At 39.7% G+C, this 17,793-nt stretch carries 15 protein-coding genes and 1 rRNA gene; 8 read left to right on the top strand and 8 right to left on the bottom strand.

The features are described from left to right. From ACN6NB_RS19440 to dnaA, 8 genes are all read right to left on the bottom strand, one after another. Positions 1–130 (bottom strand): 16S ribosomal RNA (locus ACN6NB_RS19440); the annotation flags it as partial. Between the two features lie 366 nt (positions 131–496). Further along, positions 497–3,001: a DNA gyrase subunit A gene (gyrA, locus tag ACN6NB_RS19435; RefSeq protein WP_039175829.1), complete on the bottom strand. Its 2,505-nt coding sequence runs from the start codon at positions 2,999–3,001 to the stop codon at positions 497–499. A 232-nt stretch (positions 3,002–3,233) separates the two neighbouring features. Next, the gene (gene gyrB, locus ACN6NB_RS19430) at positions 3,234–5,150 is read right to left on the bottom strand and encodes a DNA topoisomerase (ATP-hydrolyzing) subunit B (protein ID WP_024424077.1); all 1,917 of its coding nucleotides are present in this window, start codon (positions 5,148–5,150) and stop codon (positions 3,234–3,236) included. Between the two features lie 57 nt (positions 5,151–5,207). Next, a complete protein-coding gene (gene remB / locus ACN6NB_RS19425; RefSeq protein WP_039175827.1) occupies positions 5,208–5,453 on the bottom strand; it encodes an extracellular matrix regulator RemB in 246 nt (81 codons plus the stop codon). A 17-nt stretch (positions 5,454–5,470) separates the two neighbouring features. After that, positions 5,471–6,583 carry a DNA replication/repair protein RecF gene (gene recF, locus ACN6NB_RS19420; protein ID WP_024424075.1) on the bottom strand — a complete coding sequence of 371 codons (1,113 nt, stop codon included), beginning with the start codon at positions 6,581–6,583 and terminating at the stop codon, positions 5,471–5,473. A 16-nt stretch (positions 6,584–6,599) separates the two neighbouring features. Then, on the bottom strand, positions 6,600–6,815 hold the full coding sequence (gene yaaA / locus ACN6NB_RS19415; RefSeq protein ID WP_008360916.1) for a S4 domain-containing protein YaaA: 216 nt from the start codon (positions 6,813–6,815) through the stop codon (positions 6,600–6,602). Positions 6,816–6,965: 150 nt separating this feature from the next. After that, positions 6,966–8,102 carry a DNA polymerase III subunit beta gene (dnaN, locus tag ACN6NB_RS19410; protein ID WP_039175825.1) on the bottom strand — a complete coding sequence of 379 codons (1,137 nt, stop codon included), beginning with the start codon at positions 8,100–8,102 and terminating at the stop codon, positions 6,966–6,968. Positions 8,103–8,298: 196 nt separating this feature from the next. Then, positions 8,299–9,639: a chromosomal replication initiator protein DnaA gene (gene dnaA / locus ACN6NB_RS19405; protein WP_024424073.1), complete on the bottom strand. Its 1,341-nt coding sequence runs from the start codon at positions 9,637–9,639 to the stop codon at positions 8,299–8,301. Positions 9,640–10,259: 620 nt separating this feature from the next. Between dnaA and rpmH the strand changes: the two genes are divergently transcribed. The 8 genes from rpmH (at position 10,260) to noc (ending at position 17,791) form a co-directional block, all read left to right on the top strand. Beyond that, entirely contained in the window at positions 10,260–10,394 is a 135-nt protein-coding gene (gene rpmH, locus ACN6NB_RS19400; protein WP_073208224.1) for a 50S ribosomal protein L34, read from the top strand. A gap of 78 nt (positions 10,395–10,472) precedes the next feature. Beyond that, positions 10,473–10,832, top strand: coding sequence for a ribonuclease P protein component (gene rnpA / locus ACN6NB_RS19395; protein WP_008360906.1), 360 nt, complete (start codon positions 10,473–10,475; stop codon positions 10,830–10,832). Positions 10,833–10,989: 157 nt separating this feature from the next. After that, the gene (gene spoIIIJ, locus ACN6NB_RS19390) at positions 10,990–11,772 is read left to right on the top strand and encodes a YidC family membrane integrase SpoIIIJ (protein WP_087976621.1); all 783 of its coding nucleotides are present in this window, start codon (positions 10,990–10,992) and stop codon (positions 11,770–11,772) included. Next, positions 11,769–12,392, top strand: a complete 624-nt coding sequence (gene jag / locus ACN6NB_RS19385; protein ID WP_039182938.1) for an RNA-binding cell elongation regulator Jag/EloR — start codon at positions 11,769–11,771, stop codon at positions 12,390–12,392. The genes spoIIIJ and jag overlap by 4 nt, the downstream gene beginning before the upstream one ends. A gap of 401 nt (positions 12,393–12,793) precedes the next feature. Then, on the top strand, positions 12,794–14,173 hold the full coding sequence (gene mnmE / locus ACN6NB_RS19380; RefSeq protein ID WP_039182936.1) for a tRNA uridine-5-carboxymethylaminomethyl(34) synthesis GTPase MnmE: 1,380 nt from the start codon (positions 12,794–12,796) through the stop codon (positions 14,171–14,173). 17 nt (positions 14,174–14,190) lie between these two features. Then, entirely contained in the window at positions 14,191–16,077 is a 1,887-nt protein-coding gene (mnmG, locus tag ACN6NB_RS19375; RefSeq protein WP_039182934.1) for a tRNA uridine-5-carboxymethylaminomethyl(34) synthesis enzyme MnmG, read from the top strand. 13 nt (positions 16,078–16,090) lie between these two features. Beyond that, a complete protein-coding gene (gene rsmG, locus ACN6NB_RS19370) occupies positions 16,091–16,810 on the top strand; it encodes a 16S rRNA (guanine(527)-N(7))-methyltransferase RsmG (RefSeq protein WP_024424068.1) in 720 nt (239 codons plus the stop codon). 105 nt (positions 16,811–16,915) lie between these two features. Beyond that, positions 16,916–17,791, top strand: coding sequence for a nucleoid occlusion protein (gene noc, locus ACN6NB_RS19365; RefSeq protein ID WP_039182930.1), 876 nt, complete (start codon positions 16,916–16,918; stop codon positions 17,789–17,791). Positions 17,792–17,793 lie beyond the last annotated feature (2 nt).

The following is a 17,793-nucleotide window of genomic DNA, read 5'->3' as shown; positions in this document are numbered from 1 at the left end:
AGGTTACCCACGTGTTACTCACCCGTCCGCCGCTAACATCCGGGAGCAAGCTCCCTTCTGTCCGCTCGACTTGCATGTATTAGGCACGCCGCCAGCGTTCGTCCTGAGCCAGGATCAAACTCTCCGAAAAAGTACAAAACCGAAGTTTTGTTTTTCGTCAGCGTTTGACTGACTACCTATGAAGTATCATAGGATTTTTTTATAAAAACTCGAATTAACAGGTACGTTTTGTCTTGTTTAGTTTTCAAAGAACTTGTGTGTCACTCTCTCAAAGCGACCACTTGAATATATCATATATCTCTATCAACAGTCAACATTTTTCTTAAAAAACATTTTATTTTTTTAAGAAGTTTCCACTGTAGAAGAGATAAAAAATAGAGCCTCTTTTTGCTCCTTTGAAAGATTAACACATATCTATGAAAAAAGCATTATAAATTTCAAAAAAACTCATGTTTTTTTAGAAAAAAATAAAGCCGGTGAAGAACCGGCTTTATTTTTACTCAGATTGCTCTTGATCTGACTCTATAGTTTCTACGTTTTCTTCACTATTCTCTTCATCATCTTCTTGTGATTGTTCAACTAATGCCACTGTAGCGACATGTTCATCATCACCAAGACGAATCAGGCGGACACCTTGAGTGACTCGACCTGTTGTTGAAATGTCTGAAACGGCCATACGAATGATCACGCCGCTTCCTGTAATAATCATCAAGTCCTCTTCAGCTTCAGCATTTGTTGCCTTCACTGCGACAAGCGGACCATTGTTATCAGTGATTTTACATGTTTTAAGACCTTTACCGCCCCGGCTTTGAACACGGTATTCTTTTTCAGGTGTTAACTTACCATATCCTTTTTCGGTTACGATCAATACGTTTGCATCTGGCTCAAGGATTTCCATCCCAACGACGATGTCATCCTCTGAAAGCGTAATTCCTTTCACGCCAGCCGCCGTACGTCCCATTTCACGAACGTCTGTCTCGTCAAAACGAATCAGCATACCTTTTTTCGTACCAATGATGATTTGTTTTTCTCCATTGGTTAAACGGACAGCCATCAGTTCATCTTCGTCACGAAGACTTAATGCGATAAGTCCATTGTTTCGAATGTTGGCAAACTGAGATAATGATGTTCGTTTTGATACGCCGTGTCTTGTTGTAAAGAAGAGATACGAATCTTCATCAAATTCGCTTACTGGAATAATGGCATTAATCCACTCTCCCTTTTCTACTTCAAGCAGGTTAATAATCGGAATCCCTTTCGCCGTTCGTCCGAATTCAGGAATTTCATATCCCTTCGCACGATAGACCTTCCCTTTATTAGAGAAGAAGAGGATCGTATCATGGGTAGATGTTGAAATCAGCTGTTCTACGAAATCATCCTCATTGGTTCCCATGCCCTGAACACCTTTACCGCCTCTTTTTTGGCTGCGGTATGTTGATGCAGGCAGACGCTTGATATAACCATTATGAGTCAGCGTAATCACAATATTCTCAACAGGGATCAAATCTTCGTCTTCAATTGTTTCAATACCTGCCGTCACAATTTCAGTACGGCGCGTATCATTGAAACGTTCTTTGATTTCTGTTAATTCTTCTCTAATGATTTCAAGAACTTTCTCATTGTCTGCTAAAATGGCTTTCAACTCAGCAATCAAATCAACAAGTCCTTTGTATTCTTCTTCTATCTTTTCTCTTTCCAAACCAGTTAAGCGCTGAAGACGCATATCAAGAATGGCCTGTGCTTGTTTTTCGGACAAGCTATAGTTCTCCATTAAGCCATTTCTCGCAATTTCAGCAGTTTGAGAGCTTCTAATTAATGCAATGACTTCATCTAAATGGTCAAGAGCGATTCTTAAACCTTCTAGAATATGAGCTCTTGCTTCAGCTTTACGAAGTTCATATGCTGTTCTTCTGCGAATGATCACTTTTTGATGCTCTAGATAATATTCAAGACATTGTTTGAGGGACAAGACTTTCGGCTGTCCATCAACTAGTGCCAATAAGTTGATCCCAAATGACGTTTGGAGTGTCGTTTGTTTATAAAGATTGTTTAATAGAACGTGGGCGTTCGCGTCTCTTCGCAGTTCAATTACAATCCGCATTCCATTACGATCAGACTCGTCACGCAGATCTGTAATGCCATCAATCTTTTTATCGCGCACAAGATCAGCGATTTTTTCGATCAAACGGGCTTTGTTGACCTGATATGGAATTTCATTGATGACAATCCGCTGCTTACCGCTGGATGTTTCTTCGATAATAGAATTTGCACGTAATGTAATAGAGCCCCGGCCTGTTTCATATGCTTTGCGAATTCCGCTTCGGCCTATGATTTGTCCCGCAGTTGGGAAATCTGGTCCTGGAATGATCTCCATTAGTTCCTGTGTTGTCATTTCTGGGTTTTGACTAATCGCAAGTACCCCATCAATCACTTCACCTAGCTGGTGAGGGGGAATGTTGGTGGCCATCCCTACAGCGATACCTGTTGCCCCGTTGACTAATAAGTTCGGGAATCGAGCTGGCATAACGATTGGTTCTCTTTCACTGCCATCGTAGTTATCTTGATAATCAATCGTATCCTTGGTGATATCACGCAGGATTTCCATTGAAATTTTAGATAGACGCGCCTCAGTATAACGCATTGCCGCTGCACCGTCTCCATCGACAGAACCAAAGTTTCCATGACCTTCAACCAGCATATTACGATAGTTGAAATCTTGCGCCATCCGAACCATCGCTTCGTATACAGCGCTGTCACCGTGAGGGTGGTACTTACCGATAACTTCCCCAACGATACGTGCAGATTTCTTAAATGGTTTATCACTTGTCATACCTAGGTCATTCATCGCATACAAAATTCTTCGATGCACGGGCTTCAATCCATCTCGCACATCTGGTAATGCACGCGAAACAATAACACTCATTGCATAATCTAAAAAGGACGTACGCATTTCTTGACTAATATTTACTTCGCGTACATTTGGTGTATGTTGTTCACTCACTATAAGAACCTCCCTTTACGTATCACATGAAATAAATTATGTGGGAGTAAAATATGTATTTATCTTCACAAGACTATTCTCCATTATATCAATAATCTCGGCTTTATACACATTTATTTACTAGAAAATCAACGAAAACACGGAAAACCAGGACATTCGTTACACGCCCCTATTTCTTGAAAAACAACCTTATTCCAAACAAGAAATAAGGTTGTTCTCAGGAGGGATCTATCTAAATATCAAGGTTTTTCACGTATTGTGCATTTTCTTCGATAAAGTTTCGTCTCGGCTCTACTTTATCTCCCATCAGCATTTCAAATGTCTCATCAGCATCGATCGCATCCTCAAGTGTGACTTGAAGAAGTGTTCTCGCATCAGGGTCCATTGTTGTTTCCCAAAGCTGAGCAGCATTCATTTCTCCAAGACCTTTATAACGCTGAAGTCCAGGCTTTGGTGTTTGAGGAAGTGATTTTAACAGCTCATCCAGCTGTTTATCGTTATACACGTACTCCACACGTTTTCCTTGCTGCACTTTATATAAAGGCGGCTGCGCAATATACACATAACCGTTTTCAATAATTTCACGCATGTAGCGATAGAAGAATGTTAAGAGCAGCGTTCGAATATGTGCACCATCCACATCGGCATCTGTCATGATCACAATTTTGTGATAGCGTGCTTTCTCTAAAGTAAAGTCTTCTCCGATTCCAGTTCCTAACGCTGTAATCATTGAACGAACCTCGTTGTTCGATAAAATTTTATCTAGACGAGCTTTTTCTACGTTTAGGATTTTCCCTCTTAACGGTAAAATCGCTTGGAAGTGACGATCACGTCCTTGTTTAGCAGACCCGCCCGCAGAATCTCCCTCTACAATATAGAGTTCAGAGATGGAAGGATCTTTAGAAGAACAGTCTGCCAGTTTCCCAGGTAAGCTGGAGACTTCCAGCGCACTTTTACGTCTTGTCAGCTCACGAGCCTTTTTGGCCGCCATTCTTGCACGAGCCGCCATCAGTCCCTTTTCCACAATTTTTTTCGCAGAATCAGGATTTTCAAGCAAGAATTTCTCAAGTGCTTCAGAGAAGAGGGAGTCAGTGATGGTTCTCGCTTCTGAGTTCCCAAGCTTCGTCTTCGTTTGTCCTTCGAATTGAGGGTCTGGATGTTTGATGGAGATAATGGCTGTTAAGCCTTCTCGCACATCTTCACCGCTCAAATTCGCATCCCCATCTTTGAATACGCCATTTTTACGAGCATAATCATTGATGACACGCGTTAGACCGGTTTTAAAGCCAGCTTCGTGTGTTCCGCCTTCATACGTATTGATATTGTTGGCGAAGGAATAGATATTGCTTGTATAGGAATCGTTGTATTGTAATGCCACTTCCACCGTGATTCCGTCTTTCTCACCTTCGATATAAACAGGTTCTTCGTGAACAACTTCTTTTGAGCGGTTTAAATGTTCTACATAACTCTTAATACCGCCTTCGTAGCAGTATTCATTTCTCCGCTCTTTGCCTTCACGCAAGTCTTCAATGATGATGTTTACACCTTTTGTTAAGAAAGCCAACTCACGAACACGGTTGGCAAGTGTATCGTAATCAAATTCAATGGTTTCCGTGAAAATTTCTGGATCTGGCACAAAGTGAGTGGTTGTCCCGGTTACATCTGTTTCACCAATAACCTCTAAATCTCCCACTGGAACGCCGCGTTTGAACTGCTGATAATGAATTTTCCCGTCACGGTATACAGTCACGTCTAAGGTAGTAGATAATGCATTTACAACAGATGCCCCTACACCATGCAGACCGCCTGATACTTTATAACCGCTGCCGTCGAATTTACCACCAGCGTGAAGAACAGTCATAATGACCTCTACGGCAGGACGCCCCATTTTCTCATGAATCCCAACAGGAATCCCGCGGCCATTATCTTTTACTGTAATGCTGTTATCTTTTTCAATTTGCACTGTAATGTCTGTACAATAACCAGCTAATGCCTCATCAATACTGTTGTCGACAATTTCCCATACAAGATGGTGAAGTCCTTTTGCATTGGTTGACCCAATGTACATTCCTGGACGTTTTCTAACAGCTTCTAGTCCTTCAAGCACCTGTATCTGATTTTCATCATAACTATTATGTTGCTGTTCCATTGCCACGTACATTCACCTACACTTTTCTTAAACGATATATTTATATGAATTGAGCTTTTAGACTTCAATTTCAATCACAAACGAAGCACGTTTTTTGAGCGTGCTTGAGGAAAGAGGAGAGTAATAAACAGATTCAGTTGTGACGACAATGGATTTGGGTGTCCCTTGGGATAACGAAATGATCTGTTTCTCTTGTTTTTGTAGAAACTCTTCTACAACAGAAGACGACCTCATTTTGTAATCAACAATTGCGACAATCTCTCGTGTAGAAACAACACAATCATCACCTAAATGAATATACAAGACTCACACCTCATTTATCAGTCAATTACTTTTCCACTGGCTACTCTGAAAATTTCCGCTTCTTTCAGGGTGGCGTGATCGATACCTTCAACACTTGTTGTGGTGACGAAGGTCTGGACACGTCCTTGAATGGTATGGAGCAAATGAGACTGTCTGTAATCATCAAGTTCAGATAACACATCATCAAGTAGAAGAATAGGATATTCTCCGATTTCTTCATGTATCAGATCAATTTCTGCCAGCTTTAGTGAAAGAGCTGTTGTTCTTTGCTGCCCTTGAGAGCCATATGTCTGAACATCCCGACCATTTACAAAGAAAAGCAGGTCATCTCTGTGAGGTCCCCACAGTGTCACCCCTCGGTCTATTTCTCTCTCTCTTAGTTTCTGAAACGATTCTTCATAGCTATTCTTTATTTTCGACAAGTCTGACGCTTCTGATACCTCTATTGCCGTCTGGTATTGGAGCGTGAGTGTTTCTAGCTCTCTAGAAATCCCAAAATGCAGCGGCTGCGCCCATTTTTCGAGCTGTTTCGTAAAAGTCAGTCGTCTTTTGACAACTTTCGCTGCCGCATCAATCAACTGCTCTGTTAAAATCTCCAGCATCGCTTGATCAGTTTGCTTTCTTGTCTGCAATTGTTTCAAGTAATGATTACGCTGAGAGAGGATTTTTTGATAGAGCGATAAATCATGCAAGTAGACAGCAGAAACTTGTCCAATCTCCATGTCGAGGAATCTTCTGCGGATTTGCGGGCTGCCCTTCACAAGACTTAAGTCCTCTGGCGCAAACATGATGGTGTTTAACGCACCAACATAATGACTGAGCTTCTGTTGTTCAATGTGATTGACCTTACCCTTTTTCCCTTTTTTTGAGATCACGAGCTGCATTGGGAGTGGACCATTTTTTTTAATGACTCTACCTTCTATTTTAGCATAGTCTTGGTCCCATCGGATAAGTTCTTTATCATTTGACGTACGATGAGACTTTGCCATCGACAATACATAGATCGCTTCCATCAAGTTCGTTTTACCTTGGGCATTCTCACCGATCATGACATTCACCTTATTGTCGAATTGAAGCTCGGTGTGTTCATAATTTCGGTATGAAGTTAACGCCAGACTTTGAATGTACATGTATTGTCACCCGTTTCTAATTCACAACTTGAAATGTGCCGTAACCTTCTATCTCGACAACATCTCCTGGGTATAGTTTGCGTCCCCGTCTATTATCTGGCTCTTGATTAATGAACACCTCATGTTCACTTAAAAACCATTTCGCCATTCCGCCAGATTGGATGACTTCGGCTAATTTCAAAAACTGCCCTAATGTAATCATTTCTGTTTCAATGGTTATAAGATTAGGCATTGTATCGACCTCTTTCAATATCACTAATATCTAATTGTACTAAAAAACAAGACAAGAAGGAAAGGGAGAAAGCGAACTGGGATAAAAGAAAGCATGGAAAACGAGAAGAAAAGCTGCTGTGCACTCACACAGCAGCCATTTTAGATTGAATTAATACGTTCTTACCGGAAGAATCAATTGCAAGATAGAATCATCATTCGGCGTACGCAGCAGGAACGGTCTCATTGCACCAGTGAAGCTTACATGAATATCGGTTCCCTCTAATACTTTTAACGCATCCAGCATATATTTTGGACTGAAGGAGATTTTAAGATCTTCCCCTTTAATATCATCTGCTTGAACCGTCTCCACCACTTTACCGATCTCAGGCGAATTAGAAGAGATTTCAAGGCTTTGTTCAGGGTCAGCTGACAGTTTCACGACATTATTACGTCCTTCTCTTGCCAAAAGTGATGCACGATCAATGGCTTGAAGGAACTCTTTCGTGTTGACCACGACATCTGTTTTACTTTCTTGCGGGATCAGACGAGCTGTATCTGGATAATTACCATCCAGCAATCTTGAGAAGAACAAGACGTTTTGTGCTTTAAAAAGAACTTGTGTTTCTGTAATGACGATGCTCACAAGATCTTGTCCATCATCAAGAATTTTACTTAGCTCTGTTAAACTCTTCCCTGGAATGACGACATTATACGAACTTTCCTCGTTAATATCTAACTTCGCTTTTCTTAAAGCAAGACGGTGGCTATCCGTCGCCGTGCATATTAATTCACCTTTTTCAACTTTCCAGTTTACACCTGTCAAGATAGGTCGTGTTTCTGAGGTGGACACTGCAAAAACAGTTTGACGAATCAAGTTTTTAAGCAGATCTGTCGGAATTTGAAATGCATGATGCTCTTCAATTTGTGGAAGATGCGGATATTCTTCAGCATCTAAGCCGTTTAAGTTAAATTCTGCTGAACCAGAGCGGATGATGGTCAGGTGGTTTTGTTCTACTTCAATTTCGACAGTAGCCATAGGCAGTTTCTTTACAATTTCACTAAAGAAGCGGGCTTGAAGCACAATACTTCCCGGACGATCAATGGTGATAACCTCTAAATCTCCATCTCTTTGAGGAATGAAAGATTCAATTGAGATATCAGAATCGCTTCCTGTTAGAGAAACTCCTTCATCAGACGCAACAATTTTAATCCCTGTCAAAATAGGAATCGTTGTTCTAGAGGATACGGCCTTTAATACATCTTGGACACTTTGGACAAGACGATCTTTCTGAATCGTGAATTTCATAGTGGTCCTCCTAAATTTTCTTAATGACATGTATATATATTTTATTAATAAAAATCGTAGAAGTAATAGTAGGGCTTGTGAATATGTGGATAAGTCAAGAAAAAGAAAGGAAAGACAGCCTATCCACATGTGGACAGACTGTGTATGACTATGCTCTAGTTATTCACATTTTCCCGTACTCATTATATCAGCTTGGTTATTTTAATTGTTCTTTGATCTCTTTGACATGCTGCTGAAGCTGTTCATCTTCAACGATTAATTTCGAAATCTTCTCATGAGCATGAATGACAGTCGTATGATCACGACCGCCAAATTCTTCTCCGATTTTAGGCAGAGAGGAATCGGTCATTTCTCTAGAGAGGTACATGGCAATTTGTCTTGGATAAGCAACTGACTTCGTACGTTTCTTCGCTTTGAAATCCTCTAATCGAATATTAAATTGCTGCCCTACGATTCTTTGAATATCTTTAATTGTAATGACCTTTGGCTTCGATGAAGGAATGATGTCCTTTAGTGCCTCAGCTGCTAGATCTGCATTAATGTCTTTATTAATTAAAGATGAGTAAGCAACGACACGAATTAAAGCACCCTCCAGCTCACGAATATTGCTGTCGATTTGATTGGCAATATAAAGCATGACTTCATTTGGAATATCTAAGCCTTCTGCTTTTGCTTTTTTGCGCAGAATTGCGATACGTGTTTCTAGATCTGGCGGGGTAATGTCTGTAATTAAGCCCCATTCAAATCGAGAGCGCAATCTGTCTTCAAGTGTCGGAATTTCTTTCGGAGGCCGATCACTAGAAATGACGATTTGCTTACTTTCTTCGTGAAGTGTGTTGAATGTATGGAAAAACTCTTCTTGAGTTTGTTCTTTTCCTGCTAAAAATTGAATATCATCTATCAAAAGCACGTCTACATTCCGATAACGGTTACGGAAGTCGACAGCTTTGTTATCTCGGATTGAGTTGATAAATTCATTAGTAAATTTTTCAGATGATAGATAGACCACTTTGGCTGATGGATTATGGTCGATCACATAATGACCAATCGCATGCATCAAGTGAGTCTTTCCTAAACCAACGCCCCCATAAATAAAAAGCGGGTTATATGCTTTTGCTGGTGCTTCCGCGACTGCAAGTGAAGCGGCATGAGCAAAACGGTTGCCTGAACCAATAACAAAAGTATCAAATGTATATTTTGGATTCAGCATATTTTGTGGAATGTCAACAGGCTCTTCTTTAGACATTTTTTTGATTGGAGACTTTGGCATGGCTTCCTCTTCGTCCTGATTTTGAGGAATAATAAATTTAATGCTGAGCTCTTCACCTGTTAGTTCATAGATGGTATCAGCAATTAAGTGAAGATATCTTGACTCGAGCCAATCTCTAGCAAATTCATTTGGTGCCGTAATTGTAAGCGTATCTCCCTGAAGAGAATGGGCTTTTGTCGATTTCATCCATGTCTCAAAACTGGGTTTGCTCAATTTTGTCTCTATTTTCTGAAGTGCTTTATTCCACAGATCCAAAATATTTTCCATAAGGCCTCTCCCCCCTCCTTTTCTTTTTAAAATGACCAGTATCAAACTGTTATAGAACACGAAAAAGAGCAAATGGTCATCACCATTCGTGCACATACATTGTTGAAAACAATTAATATAGTAGAAAAACGTCTTTTCGACAAATTACACAAGCTGTGGATAAACAATTCAACAGGCTGTGTAATAACTTTCCACAGGTTATCCACAATTTGTGGATAATATAAATGGGCCAGATAAGTAATTAAGAGTTAAAACACAAATATAATATCAAAATAAACAAGATGGTGCAATGGGTGTCACAAACTTATCCACACACTTTACATCCTGTTGAAAAATAATTATCCACATCGGTTATTTGTGTGAAAAAAATGTCGATAATGGGTGTGGATAGTCTAAATATGCCGGAAAAATATCCACATCCATGTTTTGAAGGTCTTTTAGGAGGAAAAAAAGAATAAAATGCTGGAAACTAAAAAAGAAGGTTTCTTCGTTTGATAACTTATGTTATGCTTATAAGGTTGATAATAAGAGTTTTATCATTGATATTGACAATCGATGGGTTACACAAATATAATGAGTTAGACTGTCTTAAACAGCTATTCCTCAGGGAGGTGTCATAAATGAAAAGAACGTTTCAACCAAATAACCGTAAGCGTAGTAAAGTTCATGGCTTCCGCAGCCGTATGAGTACTAAAAACGGACGTCTAGTTTTAAAGCGACGCCGCAGCAAAGGTAGAAAAAAATTATCAGCTTAGGCCACTGAATAATGTCAGTGGTCTTTTTTACATAGAATCGTAAATGAACTGTCAGTTTTTATCGGAGTGGAAGAAAACATGAAGAAGCGAAACAGGCTAAAAAAAAATGAAGAGTTTCAAAAGGTGTTCAAAAAAGGTCAATCAATGGCAAATCGCCAATTCGTTATTTACCAGCTGGATCAGCCAAATCAAGATGAACTGCGTTTAGGATTGTCTGTCAGTAAGAAGATTGGTAATGCAGTGATAAGAAACCGAATTAAACGACTGATCCGTCAGGTGTTTTTAGAGGAAGGTCATAAGTTAAAGCAAGAAAAAGACTACATAGTCATTGCACGAAAACCAGCGAGTGAATTGACCTTTGAAGAAACAAAGAAGTCTCTCCAACATTTATTTAGAAAATCCGCTGTTTATCAACAACAACCGAAAAAGTCTTCGTAATAGAAACTTTCGTTGAATCAATTTTAAAAGCGCTTCCTTCATCTAGTGAATTAAAATGAAACCACCACTTTGCAAAGAAAAAATGTTACCATACTGATTAGGTGAGTCACTTTCTTAATCAATTCCAACTTAAATAAAGTTTGAAGTAATGGGAGGAATCTTGTTGAAAAGGCGATTATTACTAATATTTAGCTTGATTGGCGTATTGGTTTTATTGGCAGGGTGTACACAGATCAATGAACCAATTACATCAGATAGTAAGGGATTCTGGAATTCTTATATTGTTTACCCGCTATCTCAATTAATCACGTACATGGCAAACTTAACTGGTGAAAACTATGGTGTAGCGATTATTATTGTGACACTGCTAATTCGCTTGCTTATTTTACCATTAATGATTAAACAGTTAAGAAGTACAAAAGCGATGCAAGCATTGCAGCCTGAATTGAAAAAGCTTCGTGAAAAATATAGCTCTAAAGATCAAAAAACACAGCAGCAGCTTCAGCAGGAAACAATGGCCCTTTTTCAAAAAAATGGCGTCAATCCGTTAGCAGGCTGTTTCCCAATTTTAATTCAAATGCCAATCCTTATTGGTTTCTATCATGCAATTATGAGAACAGCAGAAATTAAAAAGCATACATTCTTATGGTTTGACTTAGGTAGCCCAGATCCATTGTTCCTATTACCAATTATTGCGGGTGTAGCTACTTTCATTCAGCAAAAGCTGATGATGGCTGGAAATCCTTCGGACAACCCTCAAATGGCTATCATGTTATGGGTGATGCCGATTATGATCGTTGTGTTTGCAATTAGTTTCCCAGCAGCACTTTCATTGTACTGGGTTGTAGGTAACATTTTCATGATCATTCAAACATTGGTGATTAAAACACCTCAAGTAAAAGTAGATACAAAAGAAAAAGCTGGCGGGAATAAAAAATGAAGGAAATAACTGCTGTCGGTCGCACAATCGAAGAAGCAGTAGATTCCGGACTTAAACAAATTCAGCTACTACAAGAAGAAGTAGAAATCACAATAGTAGATGAAGGAAATAAAGGGTTTTTAGGATTATTTGGTAAAAGACAAGCTGTGGTCAAGTTAGTAGAAAAGATAAATGCACTTAAATTAGCTACACAGTATTTAGATAAAATTGTTAAGTCTATTGATCCTAAAGCAAAGATTATTTCCAAACAGGAACCGAAAAAGATTTCTTTCCACATTGATGGAGATAAAACGTCATTAATGATTGGAAAAAGAGGCCAAACATTGTACTCTTTAGAAACGTTGGTACAGCTAGTGTTTAATCGTTATTCTGATCAGTATCATCATATAACAATTGATATTGGCGATTATAGGAAGAAACGACAAGAAGCACTTGAACAATATGCCGTCAAAACAGCAAATCGGGTTTTAAAAACGAAGAGAAAGGTTCATTTAGAACCAATGCCTTCGAATGAACGAAAAATTGTCCATGATGCGATTGCTGCATTCTCTAAAGAACTTGCAACGGCATCTGAAGATACAGGCAGCAAGCGTCATGTTGTGGTGTTGTATAAAAAATAGCAGAAAGGCTAAGATTCAGCAAAGCTGGATTTTAGTCTTTTTTTATTGAAAAATTGCTTTTTATAGATGATTCATCCTTTATTTCTAAAAATTAAGTGTGAGATATGAGTGTAAAACGCCATTTTAACAAGTAAGTAAAGGGGTCAGGGCGTTTAAATTTATTGGATTTAGGTGTAAGATGTGAAGACAAGTTTCAAACGTCGTTATTCACATGTGGATAAGTTAAGTGTTAAAATAGATAAGATGCAAAGCTGTGGATAATTAGATATGGGATACTTTCACTTCGCTTTCATTTATGGTATCTTTAAATTTTGGATTAAGCGTTTTTGATATAGAGATGGACATTGTCCATTTAATAGATAACAGACTGTTTATTCAGTAGAGAAAGAGGTGAATGAGTGATGGATACAATTGCAGCAATTTCTACGCCGATGGGTGAAGGAGCAATTGCGATTATTCGTTTAAGCGGGCCTGATGCGGTACAGATTGCTGATCGGATGTATAAAGGTCCTAAGGAGAAAAAACTTATATCGGTGGATTCTCATACGATTCATTATGGTCATATTGTGGATTCTAGCACTGAGCAAGTAATAGAAGAGGTCATGGTGTCAGTATTAAGAGCGCCAAAAACATTTACGAGAGAAGACGTTATTGAGATTAACTGCCATGGCGGAATTGTAACGGTCAATAAAGTATTGCAGCTTGCTTTAAGAGAAGGAGCAAGATTAGCGGAGCCAGGTGAGTTTACAAAACGAGCTTTCTTAAATGGAAGAATTGATCTTTCACAGGCTGAAGCGGTAATGGATTTGATTCGCGCAAAGACAGATCGTGCGATGAATGTAGCGATTACTCAAATGGAGGGACGCCTCTCCGGTTTGATTAAACGACTTCGCGGCGAGATATTGGAAACTTTGGCCCATGTTGAAGTCAATATTGACTATCCTGAGTATGACGATGTTGAAGAAATGACGCATCGGGTCTTAGTTGAAAAGGCAACATCAGTGAAAAAGGAAATTGAGTCACTGTTAACGACGTCTCAGCAGGGGAAAATACTTCGCGAGGGCTTATCCACTGTCATTATTGGAAGACCGAATGTTGGGAAGTCTTCCTTGTTGAATAGTCTTGTACAGGAAACAAAAGCGATTGTAACGGATATTCCTGGAACAACGAGAGATGTCATTGAGGAATATGTAAATGTTAGAGGTGTACCGCTTCGTTTAGTCGATACTGCGGGTATACGTGAGACGGAGGACATTGTTGAGCGTATAGGGGTTGAACGATCTAGACAGGTCTTAAAAGAAGCTGACCTGATTTTACTTGTGCTCAATTATAGCGAGGAATTGTCAGAAGAGGATATCAAACTATTTGAGGCCGTCTCAGGCATGGATATCATCGTGATCGTGAATAAGACAGATCTTGAGCCTAAGCTTGATATCGAAAAGGTCAAGCAGTTAGCGAAGGATCGTCCGGTGGTTACGACATCATTATTACAAGAAAAGGGGATTGATGAGCTTGAAATTGCGATTCAATCACTATTCTTCACGGGTTCAATTGAAAGTGGAGATTTAACGTATGTAAGTAACACAAGGCATATTGCGCTCCTTCAGGCAGCAAAACAATCAATTGAGGATGCTCTTGAAGGAATTGAAATGGACGTACCGATCGACATAGTTCAAATAGATTTAACACGCTGCTGGGAACAGTTGGGTGAAATTATTGGGGATGCTGTTCATGAAAGCTTGATTGATCAGTTATTCTCTCAATTCTGTTTAGGAAAGTAAAGGGAGGAACATAAGAAATGGGTTATGAAGCTGGCAATTATGACGTAATCGTCGTGGGTGCCGGTCATGCTGGAGTTGAGGCTGCTCTTGCATCTGCAAGACAGGGCGCCAAAACACTTGTATTGACTATCAACCTCGATATGGTTGCTTTTATGCCATGTAATCCGTCCGTAGGCGGCCCCGCAAAAGGGATTGTCGTCAGAGAAATTGATGCTCTAGGCGGAGAAATGGCACGAAATATAGATAAGACGCATATTCAAATGCGCATGCTGAATACGGGGAAAGGACCTGCTGTCCGTGCGTTAAGAGCGCAAGCAGATAAGTTCCAATATCAGCATGAAATGAAAAAAACAATGGAAAATGAACCAAACCTGACAATGCTGCAAGGTATGGTAGATCATTTAATTGTAGAAGATGATGAATGTAAAGGTGTTGTTACTCAAACAGGGGCGAACTATCGTGCGAAGTCTGTTGTATTAACAACAGGGACTTTCTTGAAAGGCCGCATTATTTTAGGAGACCTTTCGTATTCAAGCGGTCCAAATAACCAGCAGCCTTCTATTAAATTATCGGATCATTTAGCAGAACTAGGATTTGATTTGGTTCGTTTTAAAACAGGAACACCTCCTCGAGTGAATAGTCACTCGATTGACTATAGTAAAACAGAAATTCAACCAGGTGATGATGTCCCGCGGGCATTCTCCTATGAAACGGTTGAATATATTACTGACCAGCTGCCATGCTGGCTAACATACACGAGTTTAGAGACTCATCAAATAATTGATGAGAATCTACACCGTTCTCCAATGTATTCAGGTATGATTAAAGGAACTGGCCCTAGATACTGCCCGTCCATCGAAGATAAAGTGGTGCGTTTCAATGATAAACCGAGACATCAAATTTTCTTAGAGCCAGAAGGTCGTAATACACAGGAAGTTTATGTTCAAGGATTGTCTACAAGTCTTCCTGAGGATGTACAGCAGCGCATGCTTTCAACCATCCCAGGACTCGAGAATGTACAAATGATGAGAGCGGGTTATGCCATCGAGTATGATGCGATTGTACCTACTCAATTGTGGCCTACACTTGAGACGAAGAAAATTTCTGGATTATATACAGCCGGCCAAATTAATGGTACGTCCGGTTATGAGGAAGCAGCAGGTCAAGGGATTATGGCAGGTATTAATGCAGGAAGAAAAGCATTAGGTAAAGAAGAAGTCATTTTAAGCCGATCTGATGCATATATCGGTGTTCTCATCGATGACCTTGTCACAAAAGGAACAAATGAACCGTACCGTCTCTTGACATCACGTGCTGAGTATCGTCTACTTCTACGTCATGACAATGCTGATTTAAGATTAACTGAACTTGGGTATCAAATTGGATTAATTTCTGAAGAAAGATTCCAGTCATTCCAGCAGAAAAAAGAAGCCATCGAAGCAGAGAAAAAACGTTTATATTCTGTCATCATTAAACCAACAGCAGAGACTCAAGAATTTATTCGTTCACTCGGTGGAAGTGAGCTGAAGGACGGTATTCGTGCAAGCGATTTGATGAAGCGTCCAGAAATGAACTATGAATCTGTTGTGAAATTAGCTCCTGCTGAAACACCGCTTCCTTCTGATGTGTGTGAGCAGGTAGAGATTCAAATTAAATACGAAGGTTATATTGAAAAGTCACTCCAGCAAGTTGAAAAACTGAAAAAGATGGAGAACAAAAAGATTCCTGACCGAATTGATTATGACGCCATCAAAGGAATTGCAACTGAAGCGAAACAAAAGCTGAAAGAAGTCCGACCGCTTTCTGTTGCACAGGCTTCTCGTATTTCAGGCGTTAACCCTGCTGATATTTCTATCCTTTTAGTATATTTAGAGCAGGGGCGTATTGCGAAGATAGCAGAATAGAAAGGATGTCGGCATGAACATTGAACAATTTACAGCAGCACTAGAGGAGAAAGGGATCACTCTTTCTCCTGTGCAGCTTGAACAATTTGAAACCTACTTCCGCATGCTTGTAGAATGGAACGAGAAAATGAATTTAACGTCCATTACTGAAAAGGAAGAAGTGTATTTAAAGCATTTTTATGATTCAATATCAGCAGCATTTTTTATTGATTTTCACAAAGTGACGACGATTTGTGATATTGGAGCTGGTGCTGGTTTTCCAAGCATTCCTCTTAAAATTTGTTTCCCTCATCTACATGTGACCATTGTTGATTCTCTTCAGAAACGAATTACGTTTCTCAATGAGTTAGCAAAAGGATTAAACTTACAAGATACTACTTTTTATCATGATCGTGCGGAAACGTTTGGACAACGTAAGGAAAAGCGTGAAAGCTATGATCTTGTCACTGCTAGAGCAGTTGCACGTTTATCTGTCTTGAGCGAACTTTGTCTGCCTCTAGTGAAAAAGGAAGGATTGTTTGTTGCCTTAAAAGCATCTGCCGCTGACGAAGAAATGCAAGCAGGGAAAAAAGCCGTCACAGTCCTCGGAGGAGAGGTTGTTGAGAAGCATTCCTTTGTTCTGCCTTTAGAAGAAAGCGAACGGAACATCATTGTCATTGAAAAGAAAAAGCAAACACCAAAAAAATATCCTAGAAAACCAGGAACACCTAATAAATCACCAATAGAAGGTTGATCATGTAAAAGGTCGGCTTTTCTTCAATATTTATGATTTTACAGAAGGAAAAAACATGAGAAAATAGAATTATAAAAAGGTAGTTTTTAAAGGTGGTGTAGGTTCATGAAGCATTCACTCTCACGCTTCTTCGGGCTTGGTGACAAAGAACATCCTGAGCGTGAAACCGAAATAGAGGCAGAGATTGCTGAGCATGATACATTAAAGGAAGAGATACAGGAGCTCCCGGTCGACACAATTATGCCAAACCGTTTTCAGCCACGCACCATTTTTTCAGAAGAAAAGATACAAGAGCTGGCCACGACGATTCATACCCATGGCATTATCCAACCGATTGTTGTTAGACCAACAGAAGAAGAAGGAAAATATGAACTGATCGCCGGCGAAAGACGTTGGAGAGCGGTACAGACTCTTCAATGGGAGAAAATCCCCGCTATTATAAAAGATTTTACTGATACGGAAACGGCATCTGTGGCATTGATTGAAAATTTGCAAAGAGAAGAGCTGTCTGCTATTGAGGAGGCTCATGCTTATGCACGTCTTTTAGAGCTCCATGATTTAACACAAGAGGCGCTTGCTCAGCGTTTAGGCAAGGGACAATCAACTGTTGCAAACAAATTAAGACTTTTAAAGTTGCCTGAAGAGGTACAACAAGCCATTTTAGAGAAAAAAATCTCTGAAAGGCATGCACGTTCACTTGTGCCCCTAAAGCTTCCAGAATTACAAATCGCGCTATTGCAGGAAATCATCGAAAAGCAGTTGAATGTGAAACAGACTGAAGAGCGTGTAGTGAAGATGCTTGAACAAAAAACAGATCGCAAACCGAAGCCAAAACGTAAGGCGTTTAGTCGTGATACACGAATTGCGATGAATACCATTCGTCAGTCTCTCCACATGGTAGAAGACAGCGGACTTAAGATAAATACCGAGGAAGAAGAGTTTGAGGAATATATCCAATTAACAATTCGAATCCCTAAATAGAA

This window comes from Bacillus sp. 11B20, from assembly GCF_056098985.1.
The sequence above is the reverse complement of the archived record's forward strand: the minus strand, read 5'-3'. Positions and strand labels throughout refer to the sequence as shown.

Bases quoted from the DNA above. Each gene is read 5' to 3' on its own strand.
- gyrB (WP_024424077.1), bottom strand. From the start codon at position 5,150: ATGGAACAGCAACATAATAGTTATGATGAAAATCAGATACAGGTGCTT.
- recF (WP_024424075.1), bottom strand. From the start codon at position 6,583: ATGTACATTCAAAGTCTGGCGTTAACTTCATACCGAAATTATGAACAC.
- yaaA (WP_008360916.1), bottom strand. From the start codon at position 6,815: ATGCCTAATCTTATAACCATTGAAACAGAAATGATTACATTAGGGCAG.
- dnaN (WP_039175825.1), bottom strand. From the start codon at position 8,102: ATGAAATTCACGATTCAGAAAGATCGTCTTGTCCAAAGTGTCCAAGAT.
- dnaA (WP_024424073.1), bottom strand. From the start codon at position 9,639: ATGGAAAATATTTTGGATCTGTGGAATAAAGCACTTCAGAAAATAGAG.
- rpmH (WP_073208224.1), top strand. From the start codon at position 10,260: ATGAAAAGAACGTTTCAACCAAATAACCGTAAGCGTAGTAAAGTTCAT.
- rnpA (WP_008360906.1), top strand. From the start codon at position 10,473: ATGAAGAAGCGAAACAGGCTAAAAAAAAATGAAGAGTTTCAAAAGGTG.
- jag (WP_039182938.1), top strand. From the start codon at position 11,769: ATGAAGGAAATAACTGCTGTCGGTCGCACAATCGAAGAAGCAGTAGAT.
- mnmE (WP_039182936.1), top strand. From the start codon at position 12,794: ATGGATACAATTGCAGCAATTTCTACGCCGATGGGTGAAGGAGCAATT.
- mnmG (WP_039182934.1), top strand. From the start codon at position 14,191: ATGGGTTATGAAGCTGGCAATTATGACGTAATCGTCGTGGGTGCCGGT.
- rsmG (WP_024424068.1), top strand. From the start codon at position 16,091: ATGAACATTGAACAATTTACAGCAGCACTAGAGGAGAAAGGGATCACT.
- noc (WP_039182930.1), top strand. From the start codon at position 16,916: ATGAAGCATTCACTCTCACGCTTCTTCGGGCTTGGTGACAAAGAACAT.